This window comes from Streptococcus sp. VTCC 12886, from assembly GCF_049893425.1.
In the GTDB taxonomy this organism is placed as follows: Bacteria; Bacillota; Bacilli; order Lactobacillales; family Streptococcaceae; genus Streptococcus; species Streptococcus suis_AA.
Genome location: NZ_JBMVJB010000034.1, coordinates 1 through 22,092 on the forward strand (window position 1 = coordinate 1; position 22,092 = coordinate 22,092).

The window sequence follows — 22,092 nt, forward strand, 5'->3', positions numbered from 1 at the left end:
GCCCCTCTTGAAATGAGGAACAAGGCCGTCGCCTAATCTTTTATTATTTCATTGTCCACTTGACAGGGAGCTGTTCAATGTGATTGCCTAGGATATTTTGTTTTTATCGAAATTGATTGTATGCTTCTTTCTTTAAATTACTGATGGAGAGCATCGCTGCAAAGCTAATTAGATACAGGCTTGAGAGAAAAATCATCACAACAGCTGTGCTGGATACATCTAAAATCATCCCAATGATGACAGAAGAAAATCCGCCAATGGCACGACCAACATTTAAAATCACATTATTGGCTGTTGAGCGAATATGATGCGGATAGAGCCGTGTTATCATAGCTCCGTAACCAGCAAACATTCCGTTTACAAAGAAACCAACAATCATACCGCCCAAGATCATCGTCATTTGTGAATTTGCAAACTGGAATAAGAATACACAAACTGCTGATGACAGTAAAAAGGCGCTGTAAACAGGACGAGGACCAAATTTGTCAAGAATTTGTCCGAATACTAACATTCCTATGCACATCCCTAAAATGGTGGTCACCATCCACAATGATGAATCTTTCACGCTAATCTTTAAACTAGTTTGAATAATAGTCGGTAACCAATTCATCATACCAAAATAACCAGCAATCTGCACAGTTGTCATCACCATTAGAGCCAGCGTTTGTCTAGCTAGACCAGGTGTCTTGAAGAGTTGACCTACATGGGCAACTTCAGAATCTACTGGATCTTCTCCCTCAGTATGGTCCTTAATATTTTCATCATCAATTGCAAATTGCATCCAAAGAACCAACAAGAGGGGTGCTAATCCAAAGAGAAATAAACCTTTCCAACCCAATGTTGGTGCTAACCAACCTGCTAGAAGGGCCGATGCGATGGAACCAACTTGACCAGCAATCCCATTAAGCGAAGAAATCCGTCCCATTTTTTCCTTGGGTACAATACCCGCCATGATGGCTATCGCTACCCCATACTCACCACCAACACCTATACCAGCAATAAAGCGCATGATATAAAGATAAGGCAAGCTGGTTGTGAAATATATGAGTCCAGTTGCAATAGCAAAGATTACAATGGTCCACTTAAAGACTTTAAACTTATTATAACGGTCAGCTAGGACACCAAAGACTAGTCCACCTAGAAGCATTCCTAAATTCGTAATGGTGGCTATCCATCCTGCTTGAGCACTTGAAATAGAAAGCTCTTTGATAATACTGGCCATTGAAAACGAGAGGAACATGACATTTAAATCATCCGTTCCGGAAGCAACAATGGCAGAAGCAAGGGCACGTCGATTATTTTTATCGAGCGAAATATGTAACATAAGCATCTCCTTTTAATGGCAGCTCTCAGACTGTCTTTATTAAATTGAGAAGAACTTCAAACAAATAAGGATTGGAAAAATATCCAATCCCGCCTGTTATCGATAGTAGTTAATAGATCATCTCTAACAAATTTCTAGGAAGAGATGTTTCTGTGTAAACTGCTAACTTTCTTGTCTCACGGGACACGTTTAAAGTTATCAACAATTTCTACTAGTGTAGCTCACTTCTAGCTATTTGTCAATAAGAGTATGGTAAACGTCAATAATCATCTGGAAATGATAAAGCTGCCATGGAAGGACCCTTATCACCTTGAACCCCTCGGTTAACCAAATGGTCATTTTTATGGTTACTTCAAAAGGGGGAGTTTCCCAATTCGAGAGGTCCCCAGCTGGAACGACATCTAAATGACAAAGAATTGCCAACAATTCATCCCCTTGACCAACTTGCGGACCATTTTACCATGAGTGATGATCAAATCATCCCCATTTTCGATCAGTTTGACAAGGTGCTTAGCAGTCTGTACCAGGGCAGCTTTTTGGGCTTTGGCTGATGGATTTGACATTAGGATGGCATCTCCTCCCAAAGCAACGACAATTTTACGATGAGTCATATTGATTCTCTTCCCTCCTTCCTATAAAGAAATCGCTTACATTTCCGATTTTCAAACTGGGGACAGGGTCAACATTGAATCCGGTCCCCAAACATGATGATTTCACTGACCATTTAAGCTACACACGTGGTACAAATGGATCACCTAATGTTGCTGCCATCACTGCTTTAATGGTATGCATGCGATTTTCAGCTTGGTCGAAGTGACGAGCATACTTGCTACGGAATACTTCGTCTGTTACTTCCATTTCTTCTAAACCAAATTTTTCAGCAACATCTTTACCATAAACAGTATTAGTATCATGGAAGGCTGGTAAACAGTGCAAGAAAATCAGATTCTCATTTTCAGCTTTCTTCACCAAATCCATGTTTACTTGATATGGTTTTAATAATTTCACACGTTCTTCAAATTTAGATTCTTCACCCATTGATACCCAAACGTCTGTATATAGGACATCTGCGCCTTTAACAGCCTCGTCAGCATTGTCCGTAATCAATACACGCGCACCAGATTCTTTAGCAAATCCTTCTGCAAGGGTTACCACTGTTTCGTCTGGGAAAAGTTCTTTTGGTGAGAAGATGTGCACATTGACACCAAGAATAGCCCCTGTTACCAAGAGGGAATTCGCCACATTGTTGCGTCCATCACCACAGTAAACCAAGGTCAATCCTTCTAACTTGCCAAAGTTTTCTTTCACAGTCAGATAGTCAGCCAACATTTGAGTAGGGTGCCATGCATCTGTCAGACCATTCCATACAGGAACACCTGAAAATTCGGCCAATTCTTCCACCATCTTTTGACTAAAACCACGGAATTCAATCCCATCGAACATACGTCCCAATACCTTAGCTGTATCTTCTGTGGATTCTTTTTTACCAAGCTGGATATCATTAGCGCCTAGATATTCAGGATGTGCACCCAAATCAATCGCCGCAACAGTAAATGCAGCACGTGTACGAGTGGATGTTTTTTCAAATAAGAGGGCAATATTTTTACCTTCTAAATAGCGATGAGGGATATTGCGCTTTTTCAAATCTTTTAAATGTGCTGAAAAATCAATCAACCATTCTAATTCAGCGCGAGTGAAATCTTTTTCCGCTAAAAAATGTCTGCCTTTAAAAATGTTTGTCATTATCCTTTTCCTCTTTTTTAACTTAAATTTTTGGTCAGAGTCTTACACCATTCACCATCTTCTAAATAGATTTCGGAAGTTGGCTGATAACCAAGCATCTCATAAAATGGTTTAGCTGTCAACTCAGAATGTATATTTATACACAAAAAATTCGTATTTTTTGGCATATTCTTCCATTTTTTGGACAATTTCCCGAGCATCTCCCTTCCCACGGTGTGGGGCCAGGGTAGCAATTCGAGTCAATCTTGCAGTTCCAGATTCTGTTAGTAAGAAACGGCCGGTAGAAACTGGCTCGCCATGAACGAGTAGATTGTCATAGGCACGTCCAACTTCGTCATATTGATCCAACTCATCTTCTCGTGCGATGGATTTTTCCATTACAAAGACACGATATCTTACGTACATAGAACATGCACGATGCCAAGGCTCACTTCCGATAACCAGTTCAACATCTGCTACATTCATTTAGATATCCTCTCTGACAAAAGGCATAGACATACAACGTGTGGTCCACCACGACCCCGAACTAATTCACTACCGCTAATCTTGATTAACCGAAGACCTTTTGATTCTAGGATGGCATTGGTAATAGTATTTCGTTAGTACACCACAACAACCCCTGGTGCGATGGTCAAGGTATTGGAACCATTGTTCCATTGTTCCCGACCAGCAGCTACAATATTTTCACCACCACAACGAATCAAGTCAACTTTTTCAACGCCTAAGTTTGCAGCTAGTAATGCAGCCAAATCACCATGTTCTTCTTCAATATGAAGCTCTTCATTTTCATAAGTAACCGAGAAGACACGCAAGCTACCTTCAATTTCTGGGTGAATGGTAAACTTATCATAATCCACCATTGTGAAAACAGTGTCCAAATGCATGAATTTCCGACTATTGGCAAATTCAAATGCAAGGACTTTCTTAAAACCAACGCCTCTTTCAAATATGTTAATGAGGAGTTTTTCAATGGAAGCAGCATCAGTTCGTTGCGAAATACCGACAGCTAATACATCTTTAGACAAAACGAGCTCGTCACCACCCTCAATACGTGTCGTTTCATCTCGATTGTAGACCAAAAGTAATCTCTTGGGTCCTGTGCATAAAAAATGACCTGTCCCTTAGCAATCTTTCTAAAACGGATATGCCTCGCTAACTGATCAAAAGCCTCTCTGGTAAGTTGTGCAAATGTCTGATGTGTTTTGAGATAATCATACTGTTCATTTTACTAATTATTCAGAAACCTCCAATCACGACCATCTTCTGTGTATATTTTACAATACGGAATCGATAAAACCTAACATTTGTGGAAGCGAATACAAAAACACTGTAAACAAAAAAATAATCACCTACTCCCACAGCTCCTTCCTAGATGAGAACTGAAACAGGGCAAGAAGTGATTATTCACAATTTTACTTATAATTCTTCTGCAATTTTATTTAACTTACGTAAACGATGGTTAACACCACTCTTGGTAATGGGCTGTGACAGGATTTCAGCTAACTGCTGGATCGAATAATCAGGGTGTTGAATGCGCAATTGGGCAATTTCCTGTAAATCACCCGATAGCTGGTCTATACCGATTGTGTCCATTATTTTAATAATATTATTAATAGTTTTCATGCTAGCAGTAACTGTCTTAGCAATATTGGCCGCTTCAGCATTGGTGGTACGATTTAAATCATTCCGGGCTTCCCGTAACAATTTCACGTTTTCAAACTCAGTCTTTGCATCTTCTGCCCCAATCACCAAAAGGAAGTCCATAATATCTTCTGCCCGTTGCAAGTAGGTAATGGTTCCCTTTGACCGCTCTATAACCTTTGCATCCAATAAAAATTTCTGCATCAAATTGGCCAAGTCATAGGCATGATCACTATAGACAGAGGCAATTTCCAATTGGTATTTGCCCTTTTCAGGATCCTTTACAGAACCACTTGCTAAAAAAGCTCCACGTAAATAGGCCTGACTCCACGAATCATTTTCCAAAACTCTTGGTGAAATCCCTGTATCCAAACCAAAAAAACTGTCAGCCAGATGGAGATCATTGAGAATTTCGTTGACTCCATCTTCCACAAAAACCGAATAAACTCGATTTTTCTTTAAATTTGACTTTTGATGATGCCGAATTTCTGCTTTTATCTGGTAAAAGTGAAAGAACAATTCATAGATATGACGCGCAATCTTGGCGTTTTCAGTGCTAATCGAAAGAGTCAGCCCTGAAGAAGCAAGACCAAGACTACCAGCCAACTTGATAATGGCTGACAGTTCACTTTTGTTTTGATTGGATTGAAGCAGTAATTCTTCTTTGACATGCACTGTGAAACTCATGTTCGCACCTGCAGAATGTTAAATAACTCTTCCACGACTAAATCCCCATCATGGAAGGCACCACCATTTTCTAGTTTCAAGAAGTTTGAAGAAATGATGCGACAGCCCTGTTCCTCTAAGCCACGAAAATCATGCTTGACCTGCACCAAATACTCATCAAAAGCATGGGTATTCATGTATTCTTTTGGAACAGGCTCAATATTCACTAACACCGTATCCACAAATGGACAGGCCAGATGTGCATTCAACACACTGACGTGATCGGCATCTGTGAAAGACTCTGTCTCACCACGCTGGGTCATGATGTTGCAGATATAGACGACTTGAGCTTCCGTCTCACAGAGAGCTTTTCCAATATCTGGAATCATGATATTTGGTAGGATGGACGTATATAGGGAGCCTGGACCAAGGACAACCAAGTCGCTGTCCATAATCGATTGTACTACCTGACGGCTGGCTTTCGGTTCCTCATCATTATACGTATTCGTCACATAAACATGACCAATCATCCCCTTGTAGTCCGCAATTTTACTTTCACCAACCACTTCTGTCCCATCTGTAAAAACAGCATGAAGCGTTAAAGGTTCCTCACTAGATGGATAGATCCTACCAGTCGTATGAAAGAAACGTGTCAATAAACGCATGGCGTCATATGTAGACCCTTGCATTTCTGAAATACCCGCGATAATCAAATTTCCCAGAGGATGACCAGCCAAGGGACCGTCCGATTCTGCAAACCGATATTGAAAAATCTTTTCATAAAGCTTTGGCATATCCGACATGGCTAACAACACATTGCGCAAGTCACCCGGAGGCGTCACTTGTAAGGCCTGACGAATCTCGCCTGACGAACCACCATCATCAGCGACGGTCACAATGGCTGTGATATCGGCATTCTTGGCACGAAGGCTCTTCAAAATCACAGGAATTCCCGTACCGCCACCAATCACTGTAATCTTTGGTTTCCTCATGAGCGGTTGACCGTTTCCTTCCGTCTATCCTTGTCGCGATGACTACGGTTGACAATCCAGTTTTTTTCTAAATCGTCGGCAAGGCGTTTGGCAAAAGCTACGCTTCTATGTTGACCACCAGTACATCCAATGGCGATGGTCAAAATAGATTTTCCTTCCTTCTGATAGCCTGGCAGAATTGGTTCAATCAAACCAAGCAAATGCTTGTAAAACTCTTCTGATTCCTCATGCTCCATCACGTAATCATAAACAGACTGATCAAGGCCAGTCAGTTGCCGTAACTCTGGTTTATAATAAGGATTTGGCAAGAAACGGACATCAAAAACCAAGTCCGCATCTAGTGGCAGGCCATATTTAAAGCCAAAGGACATCACTTCAATCCGAAAAGACGGTTGGTTTTCTTGACTGGCAAACTGTTTGGAAATCTCCTTCCGTAAATTTCGTGGAGTCAATTCCGAAGTATCAATCACATTTTGACTCATATTTTTCAATGGAGCCAAGAGTTCACGCTCAAGCTGAATACCATCCAATACACGGCCTGTTGCTGCCAAGGGGTGTGACCGTCGTGTTTCTTTGTATCGTGCAACTAATTCATTATCGGTCGCATCCAAGAAAAGGATTTTAAAGTCGAGATCTTCTGCGTTTTCAATTTCGTCCAGCACTTCCCGAATCTCAGAAAAGAAAGATCGGCTCCGCATATCAACCACCAAAGCGATTTTGTTGTTATCCTGACTATGACGAATTAATTCTAAAAATTTTGGTAAGAGAGTCGGTGGCATATTATCAATGGTAAAATAACCCAAATCCTCAAAGGATTGGATGGCTACAGTTTTACCCGCACCCGACATCCCTGTCACAATGACCAAATGGAGTTTGTCTGACATGGCAGTCCCTCCTATTCTCTCTCTATTCTCCAATGACTGCTATTACTTCTATTTCAACCTTTACATCACGAGGCAAACGAGCCACCTCTACAGCAGAACGAGCTGGAAACTCAGCTGAAAAAGCAGTTTTGTACACCTCATTAAATGCTACAAAATCATTCATGTCTTTCAAGAAACAAGTTGTCTTCACCACATGGTCAAAATCAGTCCCTGCTTCTGATAAAATTGCACCAATATTTTTTAAAACTTGTTCCGTCTGTTCTTGAATGGTTTCCCCAACAACTTCACCAGTCTCTGGTGAAAGAGGAACTTGACCTGAAGCAAATAGGAAGTTTCCTACTACTTTTCCTTGTACATATGGTCCAATCGCCGCTGGTGCTTTATCTGTATGAATCGTTTTCATCTGTCAATCTCCTTTTTATTTACTCATACTATTATACCAAAAAACCAGCCTATTCAGCTAGTTTTCGTGTTTTTACCATAAATCTCCATGTGAGGAAGATCGCTCTCAAGAAAAGGTCAATCAAAATCGACAGCCATACCCCTGCGATTCCCCAACCCAAAATCTGACCGAGGACAATTACCCCAACCACGCGCAGACCCCACATTCCAACGGCTGTGGAATAAAGAGGCGACTTGGTATCGCCCAACCCTTGCAGTGCGCCAGCCATTATCAAGGAAACCGCAAGCCCAGGTTGGTTAAACGCATCGATTTTCAGGGCGATGACGACTTGATGAATTGCTTCAAGGTCTTTGGTAAATAGCTGAGCAAAATACGGGGCTCCGAAGTATAAAACGATACCAAGAAGGGACATGATGACTACCCCATAGGCTGAGCTGAGAAATGCGACTTTTCGTACTGTAGGGATATCTCCTTTTCCCAAAGATTGCCCAATTAAGACCGCCGCTGCAGTCGCAAGTCCATAGGCAGGCATATAGGTAAAACTTTCAATATTGCCTGCAATCATATGGGATGCATATACGTTCGTTCCGAGTGCAACAATCAAACTAAAATAGATAACCTGTCCCAACCGCATCACCAAGCGTTCCAAGGCTGCTGGAATGGTCACATGCACCAGTTCCTGATAGTCTTTCCGATGTCTACTTTTTTGAAATGATAAAGCCAACTCAGACTTTTGAACCTCTCTAGTAAGCAAATAGCAGCCAAGAAGTCGCGCAAAAATTGTTCCAAGAGCTGTACCTAATATCCCAAGACCATCCCACGAACCAAACCCAAAAATCAAGAAGTAATCCAGTAAAACATTAGTGACATTGGTAATAATTCCCACCTTCATCGGAGTCACTGTATCTCCAGTCGCCCTCAAAATCGTACCCAAACTAGTCATACTAGCATGAAGTAGGGAAAAACCACCTACCCAATAAAAGAAGACTTGAGCATCCTCCAAAGCACTACCGCTTGCTCCCATGGCTTGTAACATCCACCGCCCAAAGAAGATAGAAATAAAACCAAATACGATACCACCTGCTATTGACAATTCTTGTGTTTGGCGAGCATATTGTCTGGCCTTCTCTTTCTGACCCGCTCCCAGACTTCGAGCAATAAGCGCCGTCCCACCAACACCAATAGCTAAAAATACCGCCAAATAGACATTCAAAATCGTATTAGCCAACCCCACAGCTGTAACAGCAACAAGCCCCAACTGAGCAATTAAAAGGGTATCGAAAAAACCGACCAAGGTCTGAAAAATATTTTCAATTGTTGCCGGTAGGGCTAAGCGAATAATCTCGCTTCCTAAACGCTTACTTTTCATATGAACTCCACTATTTTATTTAGAATTATTATAAATAAAAATACAAAAAATTGCAAGAAAAACAGACTACATTTGTAGTCTGTCTATCCCTTAGATTAAAGGACTCTATAAAGGAAATGTAAGCAAATTATAAAATTTCAATAATCAATCAACTCTTTCTTCACGTCGCTGACGAGCAGAGCAGCAAAAGCAAAGCTTGTCGCTAATACCGTTAATCCAATGAAATTCATGAAATTTGTTTCTTTCTCACCAGTTGTAGGAAGGCTACTTTGCCCGGATTCTTTTGAATCAACCACATAATCGATAGATAAATATCCACTATTATCTAAAAAGTTTAGCATAATCAGTCTTTGATGAGAATAGGAAAGCAACTTCAACTATATGCTCTTCCTGGTTTACAGTATAGATGACAATATATTTTCCATTTTGAATGATTATTCCTCGGCTACTACGGCCATTCTTATCAATCTTAACTCCAATTTTTTCATCAGCATCGAATCCACGCTCTGGAAAGAGTTCTAGGCTCTCTATTTCATCAAAAATAGCCGTTACTAAACGCTCTGCAGTTTCTGGACTCAGTTTCACATTAGCAACATAATCCCTAATACTTTTGATTTGCTCAATAAGCTTTGGCGAAATAATGACTCTATATTTCTCCATTATCCTAGTACTGCCTTTCTCGCTTCCTCAACCGACAACCCTTTATCTGCTTTTAGCGCTTCATAGCTAGTGGAAACTTCTTCTTGAAGTCGAGCAATTAACTTCTCTCTCTCCTTTTCCTCTACTGTCTTAAAAGGCAGTGTTTTGGAAATTGCGACCTCTTGTACAAATTCATTGAATGCTGATGTAATATCCAGTCCGTTTTCCTGAAAGACCACTTTCGCTAATTCAAAGTATTCTGAATTTACTTTGAAGTTGATTTGTTTATCCCTTATTACTGTTGGCATAACTAAGCCCTCTCTTGTGTATAGATGATAACTATATTATATCATTTTAAATAGATATACACAAACTATATTCGTTCTGTATGTTTTCTTTTCAAAATAAATAAAAAATAAAAAAGAACCGTGCCAGTTGACACGGATAATAATCAATCATTTCCGATAAATGTCTTTCCGATGCCCAATTTCAAGAGCTAAGATGACCATTTTGTTATCAATAATATCGCAAATTACACGATAATTCCCAACTCTATACCGCCACAGGCCCTTATAGTCTCCTACCAAGGCCTTGCCAAACTGTCTTGGATTTTCCAAACCGTCCAATCTTTTTTTCAAATCCTTAGCAAGCATCATCCCTACATGCCTGTCCATTTTTTTCAACTGCTTCAAAGCATCATCGCTGAGAACAAGTTTATAAGCCATCTTCTAACTCCGCAAGCACATCATCAATCGAGTGTGTAACAGGATTTTCTTGGAATTTCTTCAAAGCCTTGATACCAATTTCATAGTCCAACTGGTCTTCTATCTGTTCAATAAGTGCTGATTTGAATAACTCAGACAGGCTTTTTCCCGTATGAATGGCATAGCTTCTGAAAATTTCTTCTTCTGTTTCATTTAATCGCAAAGATACAATTCCCATCATTCCACCTACTTTCTTATTGTAATACATTGTAAAACAATTCGTTCAAAATGTCAATTGATACTCAATGAAAATCAAAAACAGACCACATTTGTAGTCTGTCAGTGAATATTTATTTCGCAGTCTTTCAGTTTACTTTTAGTACTAGCTCTAACAGTCTAGGAATAGACTGTTAGAGGTCGGAAATAGAGCGAACTACGTTCGCACCAAAAGCTGCAGGCTGTACTAAGGTACGGCAAAGCGAGTTAACGACGTAATAAAAGAAAAACTGAACGACTGTATTACGGATGCAAGCGATGCAACATACGTGGGAACGGAATCGCTTCACGGATATGTTTTGTACCTGCTACGAAAGTTACCATGCGTTCGATACCAATACCGAAACCACCGTGTGGTACGGAACCGTATTTACGAAGATCAAGGTAGAAGTCATATTCCGACTTGTCCATACCAAGTTCATCCATTTTCGCAACCAAGGCATCATAGTTGTCTTCACGCATTGAACCGCCAATGATTTCACCGTAGCCTTCTGGAGCAAGCAAGTCTGCACAGAGCACACGTTCTGGGTTGCCAGGAACTGGTTTCATATAGAAAGCTTTAAAGCTAGCTGGATAGTTCACAACAAAGGTTGGTACACCAAAGTAATTTGAAATCCATGTTTCATGAGGTGAACCAAAGTCATCACCATGCTCGATGTGTTCGTACTCTGTATCTTCATCCGCTTCATGCTCTTGCAGAAGGGTAATGGCATCATCATAAGTTAAGCGTTTGAATGGTTCTGCAATGTAGCGTTTAAGGGCATCTACATCACGCTCAAGAGTCTCCAAGGCTTGAGGAGCTCGGTCGATGGCACCCTGAATCAAAGCTTTGACATAAGCTTCTTGCAAGTCAAGTGACTCATCATGGCTGAGGAATGAGTATTCCGCATCCATCATCCAAAATTCTGTCAAGTGACGGCGAGTTTTTGATTTTTCCGCACGGAAAACAGGACCAAAGTCGAAGACACGACCAAGAGCCATGGCACCAGCTTCAAGGTAAAGCTGACCTGATTGGCTCAAGTAAGCAGGTTGACCAAAGTAGTCTGTTTCAAACAATTCTGTCGAATCTTCTGCCGCATTTCCTGACAAGATGGGGCTATCAAACTTGATAAAGCCATTTTTTTCAAAGAATTCATAGGTTGCATAGATGATGGCATTACGGATTTGCTGGATGGCAACTTGTTTACGAGAACGCAACCAAAGGTGACGGTTATCCATAAGGAAGTCTGTACCATGTTCTTTAGGCGTAATTGGATAATCTTGTGACTCACCGATCACTTCAAGGTCTGTCACATCCAACTCATAACCAAACTTAGAACGTTCGTCTTCCTTCACAATCCCTGTCACATATACAGAAGTTTCTTGGCTCAACCGTTTCGCCATATCAAACTTCTCTGTACCAGCTTCTTCACCGAATTTTTCAATGAAGTTTGGCTTGAAAGCAACTGCTTGGAAGAAAGCTGTTCCATCACGTAATTGTAAGAAGGCCAATTTCCCTTTACCTGACTTGTTGGCAACCCAGGCACCGATGGTCACTTCCTGACCCACGTAATCTTTCACTTGGTTAATCGTAATCAATTTTCTAGACATTCTATTTCCTCTTTTTATTTTTTCATAAATGTATGTAAACGAGCGACCGCTTCCTTTAGCGTATCCATATCTGTCGCATAGCTGAGACGAATATTCTCAGGAGCACCAAAACCTGCACCAGTTACCAAAGCCACTCCTACTTCTTCCAAAATGGCTGTCGTAAACTCCGTTACGTCTGTAAAGCCTTTCATTTCCATAGCTTTTTTCACATTTGGGAAGAGATAAAAGGCTCCCTCAGGTTTGACCACTTCAAAACCAGGCACCTCAGCAAGCAAGGGATAGATGGTATTGAGTCGTTCTTCAAAAGCTCGACGCATGGTCTCTACCGTATCTTGGGGACCTGTGAAGGCTTCAATGGCCGCATATTGGGCAACAGTAGTCAGGTTTGAAGTCGTTTGACCGATAATTTTACCCATAGCCGCGACAATTTCTGGATTACCTACTGCGTAACCAACCCGCCAACCCGTCATGGCATAGGCTTTTGCAACACCATTGATAACAATGGTCTGTTGACGAATGCTCTCTGAAATACTAGAAATCGGTGTAAAGGTATTACCGTTGTATACCAAACGACCGTAAATATCATCCGCCAAGATCAACAAATCATGTTCTACAGCCCAATTACCAATAGCTTCCAATTCTTCGCGACTATAAATCATACCCGTAGGATTGGATGGACTATTGAGCAAGAGGACCTTGGTCTTGTCAGTCCGAGCTGCTTCTAGCTGACTAACTGTAACCTTGAAATGATGCTCTTCCGTCGCAGTCACAAAGACTGGCACCCCTTCATTCATCTTGATTTGGTCTGCATATGAAACCCAGTAAGGCGTTGGAACGAGAACCTCGTCACCTGGATTGATGACTGCTGCAAAGAAAGCATAGAGAATAAACTTAGCACCCGTACCCACTACTACTTGATTGCGTTGAATAGAGTATCCATAGAACTTCTCAAAGTAAGTATTTACCGCATCTTTCAACTCTGGAAGACCAGAAGCTACTGTATAAAAACTAGCCTTGCCATTTTCGATGGCTTGAATAGCTGCTTCTTGAATATTTTTAGGAGTAACAAAATCTGGTTCCCCCAGCGTTAGTTCTAAAATATCGCGGCCCTCAGCCTTGAGTGCTTTCGCACGCGCCCCAGCAGCCAAGGTCACACTTTCTTCCATCTCTAAGACACGTCTTGATAACTTGCTCATAATCCCTCCATCTTGACAAAGTCACCTGTTTCAAAATCCACCAAATAATAGGCCGTCCCCGATTTGACTTCCCAAATCGGTTTGCCATCCCTATAGCCTAGAATGGTTCGATCAGCCGTTTTTGCACCATTTTCTTGAGCAATTGCTTGCGCTTCTTCCTTTGTGATCCCTGCCCCAACTGGATAGACATAAATAGTGGACGAAGCACTTGGTATCAACACATATACCTCATCTCCGCTCTTATCCTTACCTTTCAAGCTATAATACGTTTCCGTACCATTATAGATTGCAAAGTCATCCACCTGGCTCACATCCGCATATTGCTGTGCAATCTGTTGCGCCCCAACTCTAGCCTCCTCAAAAGGACGAGAAGACTGCTCCCAAACGTAGAGAATTAAAAAGACAACACTGAATGCAAGAACAAAAAAACCAATAAGACATTGACCCAAACGGCCACTAGCAAATGTCAAGAGACGACTGAATTTTTTTTCCATAGTAGCCCTATTATACTACAAATCACCCTGCAATGCTATTTTTTCTAGAAATTCAAATGGAAATTTTACAAAAAATATTCAAGTATACCTTTCTATTTTTTAGGAAATCACTTGCCAATCAATGTAAATATTGCTAAAATATTCGTATGAATAGCGTAGAAAAATCATTAAACGAAAATAAACATGCCTTACACAGCCTTGTCGTTTTTCGGAGAGCAGCAAATACTATTTCAAAAAAAGAAATGGAAACCATCAGAAAATATGGACTGACAGTTGCCCAATTTGGAGTATTGGAGGCACTCTACAACAAGGGCGACTTGAGAATTCAGGACCTAATCGATAAATTGCTGAGCACATCTGGAAACATGACAGTGGTCATCAAAAATATGATTCGAGAAGGCTACATTTCCAAAACCATCGATTGCAAGGATAGAAGAGCCTTTCGAATTGGTCTGACACCTTATGGCCGAGAAACCATTGAGAAAATCCTACCTGATCACTATGCTCATGTAGGGGAACTTTTTTCTGTACTCAGTCAAGAAGAACAAGTTCAGCTAGCTGAGATTTTGAAAAAATTTAAAAATTAGGTTCATAATTATTGCTAACTAGTGATATATGATGTATACTATTAACATCACATTATTTAAGGAGCTATTTACATTATGGCAAACGTATTATTTTTAGTTGGTTCTCTTCGTGAGGGTGCATTCTCTGCTGAATTGGCAAAATCTGCTGAAAAAGCACTTGAAGGAAAAGCAACTGTTTCTTACTTAGATTGGAAAGATGTTCCTGTATTCTCACAAGATCTTGAAGCTGATGCACCTGCAGCTGTTAAAGCAGCTCGTGCAGCAGTATTGGCTGCTGATGCTATCTGGATTTTCTCACCAGTATACAACGCTGGCATTCCAGGTTCAGTAAGAAACCTTCTTGACTGGCTTAGCCGTGCACTCGATCTTTCTGACACAACTGGTGTTTCAGCAATCAACGAAAAAGTTGTTACTGTATCAATCTCATCATTTGCACACCAAGACGAAGCAGCTGTTGAATACCGCAAACTACTTCCATTTATCCGTACTTCTTTGGTTGATGAATTCACTCTTGCAACAATTGGTGCACCTGTTGATGAAGCTCAACTTGCAAAACAAGCAGATGCCCTTCTTGCAGCAATCAACTAAAACCATCTGGCAATCATAAACCACCAACCGAGCCAACCGTGCTCGGTTTTTTGCAATGAAAAAGTGAAAAAGCTATAGAACTGGCCTCTTCCCCTTAAGAGGGATTCACCAAGATTCTATAGCTTTTGTAGTCTTTTGAATTAACTTTGATACATCGTCACTTTCGGTTTGCCGTACAATAGTACTGTCTGCACCTCAGTTCCTTGTCTGAAAGCTAATTCATTCGACTATATTTTTTTCACCGAAACTGATACTCAATGAAAATAAGTCAACAAGGTCTTCTTCTGATTTTCGAAGAGTATGAATTTATTCTCCAATCATCTTTTGGTATTCAATCTTAATGCATCGGTTCATGACAATCTGGTCTCGACCTGCCTGACGAAGGATTTCCTCAGCTTCTTGACTTTCCAAACCGAGTTGAGCCCAGAAAATCTTAGCATCTGTTTCAATGAATTCACGAGCAACGTCTGGGAGAAATTCACTCCGTCTAAAGACATTAACAATATCGATGGAAAGAGGAATATCTTTGAGACTTGCATAAACAGTCTCACCAAGAATTGTTTCTCCAGCAGACCGTGGATTTACTGGAATAATCCGATAACCAGCGTCCTGCATGATCCTAGAAACCCGATAGGCTGCTGTTTCTTCACGATTGGATAAACCAACTACTGCAATCGTTTTGGCTTGTTTGAGATAGTCAAAAATCGTCTTTTGACTAGGATTTTGAAATGCGTACGTCATATAATTCTCCTTAATCTGAAAGATTATCAATAACTTTCAAAGCCATCTTACTTTTTAGAAATCTGATACACAACATCCTTCAATTGACCTATAGCTTTTTTCAACAAAGTGCGATCCGTATCAAGTCCAGGATCCAGCGAATAATATATTGCACCAATCACAACAGAATCATCATAAGCACCAGTTGATTCCATACGGTAGAAGGTTAAACGAGCCAATTTTTGGTCCTCCAAAATCTGGCGTCCAACCTGCCACTCTTGCCCAGCAATCGTCACAACCGTATCTTCTGAAAAATCGTGATTGGTCTCTTTCATGCGTTCGGCCAGCTCGTCCATGGTCATATTGCGGCCATCTTCTAATGGAGATTGGTTGAAGGCGTTGATATTATAAAGCTGAACCATAAAGGTACTGGCACCTTCTTTCACATCATAGACAGCCATAAGAGTCTCATCTTCGGTGTTTTCCACATTAATCGTCCATGTTGATGGGACATCGTAATAACGAAAATACTCTTTAATATTTCCATTTTCATCCTGTTCAGCTACACCATTGTTGGCCGCATGAATCTTGTGGGCTTTTTGCATCTCATCCGCTGGTGGATTTGGGTTGACGACATTGATTTCTGCATTGGCCAAGACATCTAACTTTTCGTTACTTGTATCTTCTTTCTCCTGTAAAATAGGCAAGGTGGCTGAGAATTCTTCTCCTGATGAACTCGACTGTTGACTTGAACTCGTTTGTTCCTTACCACCACATGCAGTGAGAAACAAACTCAGTAATCCCATCATTACAAGTGATTTCTTCATCGATTTACTTCCTTTAGCTTATTTGGCTTCGTACCAAGTCTCACCTTCATTTTCATCCGCAATCAAGGGAACTGACAGCTGAATGGCCGACTCCATGGTCTCCTTGACCATAGCTTTTACTGTTTCCAGCTCTGCCATTGGCACTTCTAAGACAATCTCGTCATGTACCTGCAAGAGCATACGGGTCGAAAGACCAGCATCTGTCAGTGCCTTGTCAAGATTGATCATGGCTACTTTGAGAATGTCTGCGGCCGAACCCTGAATCGGTGAGTTGATGGCCGTCCGCTCCGCGAAATTACGGACATTGAAATTCCGAGAGTTGATATCTGGCAATTCTCGACGACGCTTGTAGAGCGTTTCTACGTAGCCCTTATCACGGGCTTCTCGCACAATGTTTTCCATGTAGTTTTTGATACCAGGGAAACGTTCAAAATAGGTGTCGATATAGTTTTTGGCTTCCTTACGGGAAATTCCAAGGTTGTTGGAAAGACCGAAATCAGAAATTCCATAGACCACACCAAAGTTGACAGCCTTGGCATTCCGACGGTCATTTGGCGTCACATCCTCTGCCTTTTCAATCCCAAAAACACGCATGGCTGTTGACGTATGAATGTCAGCACCCTGTTGGAAGGCTTCAATCAAGTGTTGGTCTTGGGAAATATGGGCCAATACACGCAATTCAATCTGTGAATAGTCCGATGCCAAGAGGACACTATTTTCAAACGAAGGAACAAATGCCTTCCGAATCAAACGACCTTGTTCTAGACGAACAGGAATATTTTGCAGGTTTGGATCCGTCGATGAGAGACGACCTGTCTGCGTCAAATCCTGCACATAGCGGGTATGGATCTTACCATCTTCTAAAATGGCATCCTGTAAGCCGATAACATAGGTAGACTGAAGCTTGGTAATCTGACGGTAGTCCAAAATTTTTGAAACAATTGGAGCGATTGGGGCCAACCGTTCCAAGACATCCACCGCTGTAGAGTAGCCTGTCTTGGTTTTCTTGGTGTATTCCAAGGGTAAGCCCATATCCTCAAAGAGAATAGTCCCTAATTGCTTAGGCGAATTGATATTAAATTCTTGACCAGCCAACTCATAGATTTCCTTGGTCAACTGCTCAATCAAGACTTCATTTTCAGCCTGCATGGCTTTTAAGGTCTCTACTTTTACCTTGATTCCAGCAATTTCCATCTTGGCTAAGACATTAGCAAGCGGCAATTCCATCTCAAAGAGAAGATCGGACTGCTGGTTTTCCTCTAACTTGGCCAACATCGGTGCTTCTGTCTCCAACAAGACCTGCACCTTGCGGGCCAAATGTGGGAAGAATACATCACGCTCAGGTAGAGCCAATTTCGCACCTTTGCCGTAAATGGCCTCGTCAGGAATCAAGCTGGTCTGTCCATAGAGATGGGCGATGGTTGTCAGCGCATTGTCGTCAACTGTCGAAAGCAAATACTTGGCGAGTCGGCTATCAAAAGTTGCAGGTGGTAAATCAATCCCTTTACGAGCAAGCAAAACCTTGCCACGCTTGAAATCATAGGTTTTGATAGGCTGGTGTTCCAGAAAATCCTTCAATACCGGACTATCCAAGAGCTCAGGTCCACCAACATAGATACCATCCTTGTCCCCCCAAGCCAGACCAACCACCTCTTCTCGGTGGTAATTCTCCCCCAAGATTTCAAAGTAAAAGAATTGGTCTTTTTTGAACATGTCAGAGCTGACTTCGGATACGATTTGAAAATCAAGTACTTCTTCCTCTTGCGTGTTCGTCCTGCCTAGCTGGGCCCGTAACTGTTTGAAACCCATATCATCATAAAACTGACCCAACTCCTCAATCCGTGGACCTTGGTATACAATGTCATCCAAACCAATTTCAATCGGTGCCTGCGTATCGATGGTCGCAAGAGTCCGAGATAGAAAGGCTTGTTCCTTATCCGCAATCAAGTTTTCTTTCATTTTGGAAGCCTTCATGCTATCGATATGTTCATAAATTCCTTCCAAGGAACCAAACTCGGTGAGAAGCTTCAGACCTGTCTTTTCACCGATTTTCGTCACACCAGGGATGTTATCGGACTTATCTCCCATAAGGGCTTTGAGGTCAATAAACTGTGTTGGCGTGATGCCCATTTTTTCCATGAGGTAGGCAGGGGTAAATTCTTCGAAGTCGGCAACCCCTTTCTTGGAAATTTCCACAACGGTGTTTTCATCCGTCAGCTGAATCAAGTCTTTATCACCGCTGACAATGGTCACATCGAAAGGAATATCTGTCTGCTCTGCCATTTTATCCAAAGTACCGATAATATCGTCGGCTTCGTACTGGCTCAGCTCATAGTGCTTAATCCCCATGGCATCGAGCATCTGGCGGATAAAGGGAAATTGCTCCCGGAACTCGTCTGGAGTTTTGGCACGACCTGACTTATAGTCCGCAAACATCTCTGTTCGGAAAGTTGTCTTCCCTGCATCAAATGCCACTAAAATGTGAGTCGGCTCAATCCGATTCATCATGTGATCCAACATGAGATGGAAACCATAAATGGCATTGGTATGAAGACCAGTCGGACTCTTAAACCGATCGATTTGATGATAGAGTGCAAAGAAAGCACGAAAGGCTACAGAAGAGCCATCAATTAATAATAACTTGTTTTTATCCATAGAACTATTATAGCATGAAATCAGGGATTTTGCGGTATATGGACGCCTGATCAAATAGAAAAACCTAGCAAATACTAGGATTTTTCTTTGCGATAATAAATGTTCTTAGCAACAACCATACTATGTGGTTTTTCATATTCTTGATCCAGATAGGTTTGATAGGTACCAGGGGCGATAAACCCTCGAATGCCAAGGATATCCGTGCCCGCTTGTCCAATGACTGAGTCTGCCAAGAGGACACAGTTGGTGGATAGGACAAAATAGGTTTTGAATTTCGATTTTCTAAATTTAAATAACTCAGCACTGATTTCTTCTTTGATACGATAGGCGTACATTTCAATCGCTTGTCCATATGCGGTTTTTGATACTTTTTCAGAACTTGGATTCCAAGGCACCAACAGCTTGTCAAACTCATCCAACCGTTCTTCAATAGCTGCCTCTTGCTCAGGACTCAACACCATCTGGTAACCAAGTATGGTCATCCCCTCTTGGGTACAAAAGTCAATATAGGCTTGGCGCTCAGCTTTAAATAAAACACCATCACCAATCGCCCCACCCAGACGTTCCGACAAGACATCATAAGAGCCGTAGCCATAGACCCGTCCCTTATAACTCAGATCCACATGCCCTACCACACCAAAGCCTTCCTCACCCACATGAATGAAGACTTCTAGTGAGGGTACTATCGCAATGTCTTTGTGACCATTATAAACGGACTGTGGCGTCTGACCTTTATTGTCTGCTAGAAAATCATTGATCCGTTGCAAGGTCAGTCGAGGAATGAGTGCAGCAATAAATAATGGCAAAGTCAGTCTCACATGACGTTTGAGACTCTGTTGTTCAATTGACTCTTCAAAAATGAATCCATCACGTAGATTAGTCAATCCATATAACACAAGGTAGCTCCCAATGATAAAGGTCTGGACAACTAGTTGAGTCCCAGAAACAAACAAAGATGCCACGCCTAGAATGGACAACCAAACCCCATCTATCAAAAAACGAAGCCTCGGTTCAACCTGATCTTTTCGATACAAATAATAGGTAATAAAATTAATCACCGCTGTAAACAGCTGGTATATACCTATAAATATAGCCGCAAAATACAAGGGAATCTGAACGGCCAAGTCAATACTAGCTAGAATGCCAAACAAAACAGCCTTGCCCACCAAAGCTAAAATACTTTCATTTGACTTCTTCTTTCTGAAGAAAATCATGCTCAATTCATAAAGGGCTAAGAAGAATAACCCAGCGTGAATAAAACGCAAAAACAACCCTGGAAATTGCCAGCCAGCAATCAGAAAGCAAATACCAATGATGACAAGAATCAGCCCCTCGCCAACCAGCTTTCGACCCGTTAAACCTAAATCACTAATCTTTTTCATATGAAGATTATACCATAGTGAGGATAGCAGTCCAAAATACAACATTTATCATCCTATAGCCTACAAAAGCACACCTATTCGTCAACATGCTACTTCACTCATAAAAATCTTGTATAAAATAATATTGTCCTTCGAAAAAGTATGAGCCGTAAAAAAGAATCCTAATCATAAAGACTAGAATTATAGTTTTTTATTACAGTATACTGGAGGAAAGACGATTGGATAGGTACCTTGTTATGGGGCGGTTACCATAAAAAAAATAGTTAATTCCTGACTAGCAGCAAAAAAAACATTCTTTTCCAAACTACAACCTATGAGATTACTGGCTGACTCTCAATCAGACCAATTTATTTTTACTTATCTAGTTTTTTACCAAGTTCAATGATATATTGTTTTAAATCATCTTTTACCTGAGGATGTTGAAGGGCATAATCAATGGAAGTCTTCATAAATCCAAATTTATCCCCAACATCATATCGGTTTCCTTTGAACTCTCTTGCAAAAACACGTTGTGTTTTGTTAAGTGTATCAATAGCATCTGTTAGTTGAATCTCATTACCTGCCCCTGGCTCTTGATTTTCCAAAATATCGAAAATTTCTGGAGTCAACAGATAGCGACCGATAATAGCAAGATCACTTGGAGCCTCTTCTGGCGCTGGCTTTTCCACAAAAGTCTCAACGCTATACAGCCCATCGACTCCTTCACCTTGAGGAGCGATGACACCATAAGCAGACACTTCATCATGAGGCACTGGCATTACTGCAATTGTAGAAGCAAATGTCTGCTCATAATCGTTCATTAGTTGTTTGGTCAATGGCGGAGCTTTCTCATCTGTTATATCCATAAGGTCATCACCAAGCATAACCACAAAAGGTTCATTACCAACAAAAGCCTTCGCCTGTAAGACAGCATCTCCCAGACCACGCGGATGAGACTGACGAATAAAGTGCAAACGAATACCTGTTGTCTCATCCACAAGTTTCAAGAGATCCGTTTTCCCTTTTTCCTTCAAGTTGTATTCCAACTCAAAGTTTGAATCAAAATGATCCTCAATAGAACGCTTTGACTTCCCAGTCACAACAAGAATGTCTTCGATACCAGACTTCAAAGCCTCTTCAACAATAAATTGAATTGTTGGCTTGTCAACAATCGGTAACATTTCCTTCGCCAAAGCCTTGGTCGCTGGTAAAAAACGCGTTCCTAAACCTGCTGCTGGAATAACAGCTTTTCTAACTTTTTTCATAAATAACTCCTTTTAATTATATAATTCGTTATATCATAATTATTTATAAGAATTCAATCTGAAAATATAATTAATCAATAAACTCAACATTTGACCTAGTCAAGCATTTTTGTAACACTAGTGTATAAAATTTCTTACGCTGCACGACATCGTGCAGCATAAGGTGTA

23 protein-coding genes and 2 pseudogenes are annotated in these 22,092 nt (G+C 41.1%); 2 read left to right on the forward strand and 23 right to left on the reverse strand.

Annotated features, from left to right (window positions below; translation table 11 throughout):
• Positions 1-103: 103 nt before the first annotated feature.
• The 18 genes and pseudogenes from ACPC57_RS09410 to ACPC57_RS09495 all read right to left on the reverse strand — a co-directional run bounded on the left by ACPC57_RS09410 (position 104) and on the right by ACPC57_RS09495 (position 13,921).
• Positions 104-1,324: an MFS transporter gene (locus tag ACPC57_RS09410; protein ID WP_434066836.1), complete on the reverse strand. Its 1,221-nt coding sequence runs from the start codon at positions 1,322-1,324 to the stop codon at positions 104-106.
• 438 nt (positions 1,325-1,762) lie between these two features.
• A pseudogene (locus ACPC57_RS09415) lies at positions 1,763-1,935 on the reverse strand (carbamate kinase); the annotation flags it as partial.
• 118 nt (positions 1,936-2,053) lie between these two features.
• Positions 2,054-3,067 carry an ornithine carbamoyltransferase gene (gene argF, locus ACPC57_RS09420; protein ID WP_217374021.1) on the reverse strand — a complete coding sequence of 338 codons (1,014 nt, stop codon included), beginning with the start codon at positions 3,065-3,067 and terminating at the stop codon, positions 2,054-2,056.
• Positions 3,068-3,190: 123 nt separating this feature from the next.
• Positions 3,191-3,532: a GNAT family N-acetyltransferase gene (locus ACPC57_RS09425; protein ID WP_434066837.1), complete on the reverse strand. Its 342-nt coding sequence runs from the start codon at positions 3,530-3,532 to the stop codon at positions 3,191-3,193.
• Positions 3,533-4,143 (reverse strand): annotated as a pseudogene (locus ACPC57_RS09430) (arginine deiminase family protein); the annotation flags it as partial.
• A 340-nt stretch (positions 4,144-4,483) separates the two neighbouring features.
• Positions 4,484-5,395, reverse strand: coding sequence for a DNA-binding protein WhiA (gene whiA / locus ACPC57_RS09435; RefSeq protein ID WP_217374022.1), 912 nt, complete (start codon positions 5,393-5,395; stop codon positions 4,484-4,486).
• The gene (locus ACPC57_RS09440; protein WP_434066838.1) at positions 5,392-6,366 is read right to left on the reverse strand and encodes a gluconeogenesis factor YvcK family protein; all 975 of its coding nucleotides are present in this window, start codon (positions 6,364-6,366) and stop codon (positions 5,392-5,394) included. Before ACPC57_RS09440 ends, whiA begins: the two co-directional genes overlap by 4 nt.
• On the reverse strand, positions 6,363-7,250 hold the full coding sequence (rapZ, locus tag ACPC57_RS09445) for an RNase adapter RapZ (RefSeq protein WP_434066839.1): 888 nt from the start codon (positions 7,248-7,250) through the stop codon (positions 6,363-6,365). The genes ACPC57_RS09440 and rapZ overlap by 4 nt, the downstream gene beginning before the upstream one ends.
• A 22-nt stretch (positions 7,251-7,272) precedes the next feature.
• Positions 7,273-7,653, reverse strand: coding sequence for a RidA family protein (locus tag ACPC57_RS09450; RefSeq protein ID WP_130554943.1), 381 nt, complete (start codon positions 7,651-7,653; stop codon positions 7,273-7,275).
• A 49-nt stretch (positions 7,654-7,702) separates the two neighbouring features.
• A complete protein-coding gene (locus ACPC57_RS09455) occupies positions 7,703-9,022 on the reverse strand; it encodes an MATE family efflux transporter (RefSeq protein ID WP_434066840.1) in 1,320 nt (439 codons plus the stop codon).
• 137 nt (positions 9,023-9,159) lie between these two features.
• A complete protein-coding gene (locus ACPC57_RS09460; RefSeq protein WP_130554941.1) occupies positions 9,160-9,363 on the reverse strand; it encodes an LPXTG cell wall anchor domain-containing protein in 204 nt (67 codons plus the stop codon).
• The gene (locus ACPC57_RS09465) at positions 9,344-9,682 is read right to left on the reverse strand and encodes a type II toxin-antitoxin system RelE/ParE family toxin (RefSeq protein WP_130554940.1); all 339 of its coding nucleotides are present in this window, start codon (positions 9,680-9,682) and stop codon (positions 9,344-9,346) included. The genes ACPC57_RS09460 and ACPC57_RS09465 overlap by 20 nt, the downstream gene beginning before the upstream one ends.
• Complete coding sequence (gene relB / locus ACPC57_RS09470) at positions 9,682-9,969, reverse strand: type II toxin-antitoxin system RelB/ParD family antitoxin (protein ID WP_130554939.1); 288 nt, start codon at positions 9,967-9,969, stop codon at positions 9,682-9,684. The genes ACPC57_RS09465 and relB (ACPC57_RS09470) overlap by 1 nt, the downstream gene beginning before the upstream one ends.
• A 147-nt stretch (positions 9,970-10,116) precedes the next feature.
• Positions 10,117-10,386, reverse strand: coding sequence for a type II toxin-antitoxin system RelE family toxin (locus tag ACPC57_RS09475; RefSeq protein WP_130554938.1), 270 nt, complete (start codon positions 10,384-10,386; stop codon positions 10,117-10,119).
• Positions 10,376-10,603 (reverse strand): type II toxin-antitoxin system RelB family antitoxin, encoded by a 228-nt coding sequence (gene relB / locus ACPC57_RS09480; protein WP_130554954.1) that lies wholly within the window; start codon positions 10,601-10,603, stop codon positions 10,376-10,378. Before relB (ACPC57_RS09480) ends, ACPC57_RS09475 begins: the two co-directional genes overlap by 11 nt.
• A gap of 281 nt (positions 10,604-10,884) precedes the next feature.
• The gene (gene asnS / locus ACPC57_RS09485; RefSeq protein WP_434066841.1) at positions 10,885-12,231 is read right to left on the reverse strand and encodes an asparagine--tRNA ligase; all 1,347 of its coding nucleotides are present in this window, start codon (positions 12,229-12,231) and stop codon (positions 10,885-10,887) included.
• Between the two features lie 14 nt (positions 12,232-12,245).
• Positions 12,246-13,427 carry a pyridoxal phosphate-dependent aminotransferase gene (locus tag ACPC57_RS09490; RefSeq protein WP_434066842.1) on the reverse strand — a complete coding sequence of 394 codons (1,182 nt, stop codon included), beginning with the start codon at positions 13,425-13,427 and terminating at the stop codon, positions 12,246-12,248.
• On the reverse strand, positions 13,424-13,921 hold the full coding sequence (locus ACPC57_RS09495; protein WP_434066843.1) for a DUF5590 domain-containing protein: 498 nt from the start codon (positions 13,919-13,921) through the stop codon (positions 13,424-13,426). Before ACPC57_RS09495 ends, ACPC57_RS09490 begins: the two co-directional genes overlap by 4 nt.
• A gap of 146 nt (positions 13,922-14,067) precedes the next feature.
• Between ACPC57_RS09495 and ACPC57_RS09500 the strand changes: the two genes are divergently transcribed.
• On the forward strand, positions 14,068-14,508 hold the full coding sequence (locus ACPC57_RS09500; RefSeq protein WP_130554934.1) for a MarR family winged helix-turn-helix transcriptional regulator: 441 nt from the start codon (positions 14,068-14,070) through the stop codon (positions 14,506-14,508).
• Between the two features lie 75 nt (positions 14,509-14,583).
• Complete coding sequence (locus ACPC57_RS09505; RefSeq protein WP_130554933.1) at positions 14,584-15,096, forward strand: NADPH-dependent FMN reductase; 513 nt, start codon at positions 14,584-14,586, stop codon at positions 15,094-15,096.
• Between the two features lie 306 nt (positions 15,097-15,402).
• Here ACPC57_RS09505 and ACPC57_RS09510 read toward each other — a convergent pair whose 3' ends face one another.
• The 5 genes from ACPC57_RS09510 to galU form a co-directional block, all read right to left on the reverse strand.
• Entirely contained in the window at positions 15,403-15,837 is a 435-nt protein-coding gene (locus tag ACPC57_RS09510) for a CoA-binding protein (protein WP_434066844.1), read from the reverse strand.
• A gap of 47 nt (positions 15,838-15,884) precedes the next feature.
• Complete coding sequence (locus ACPC57_RS09515) at positions 15,885-16,643, reverse strand: glucose-6-phosphate isomerase (RefSeq protein ID WP_434066845.1); 759 nt, start codon at positions 16,641-16,643, stop codon at positions 15,885-15,887.
• Positions 16,644-16,661: 18 nt separating this feature from the next.
• Positions 16,662-19,298, reverse strand: a complete 2,637-nt coding sequence (gene polA / locus ACPC57_RS09520) for a DNA polymerase I (protein ID WP_434066846.1) — start codon at positions 19,296-19,298, stop codon at positions 16,662-16,664.
• A 74-nt stretch (positions 19,299-19,372) separates the two neighbouring features.
• Positions 19,373-20,680, reverse strand: coding sequence for a hypothetical protein (locus ACPC57_RS09525; RefSeq protein WP_434066847.1), 1,308 nt, complete (start codon positions 20,678-20,680; stop codon positions 19,373-19,375).
• A 353-nt stretch (positions 20,681-21,033) separates the two neighbouring features.
• The gene (gene galU / locus ACPC57_RS09530) at positions 21,034-21,924 is read right to left on the reverse strand and encodes a UTP--glucose-1-phosphate uridylyltransferase GalU (protein WP_270315748.1); all 891 of its coding nucleotides are present in this window, start codon (positions 21,922-21,924) and stop codon (positions 21,034-21,036) included.
• Positions 21,925-22,092: the final 168 nt, after the last annotated feature.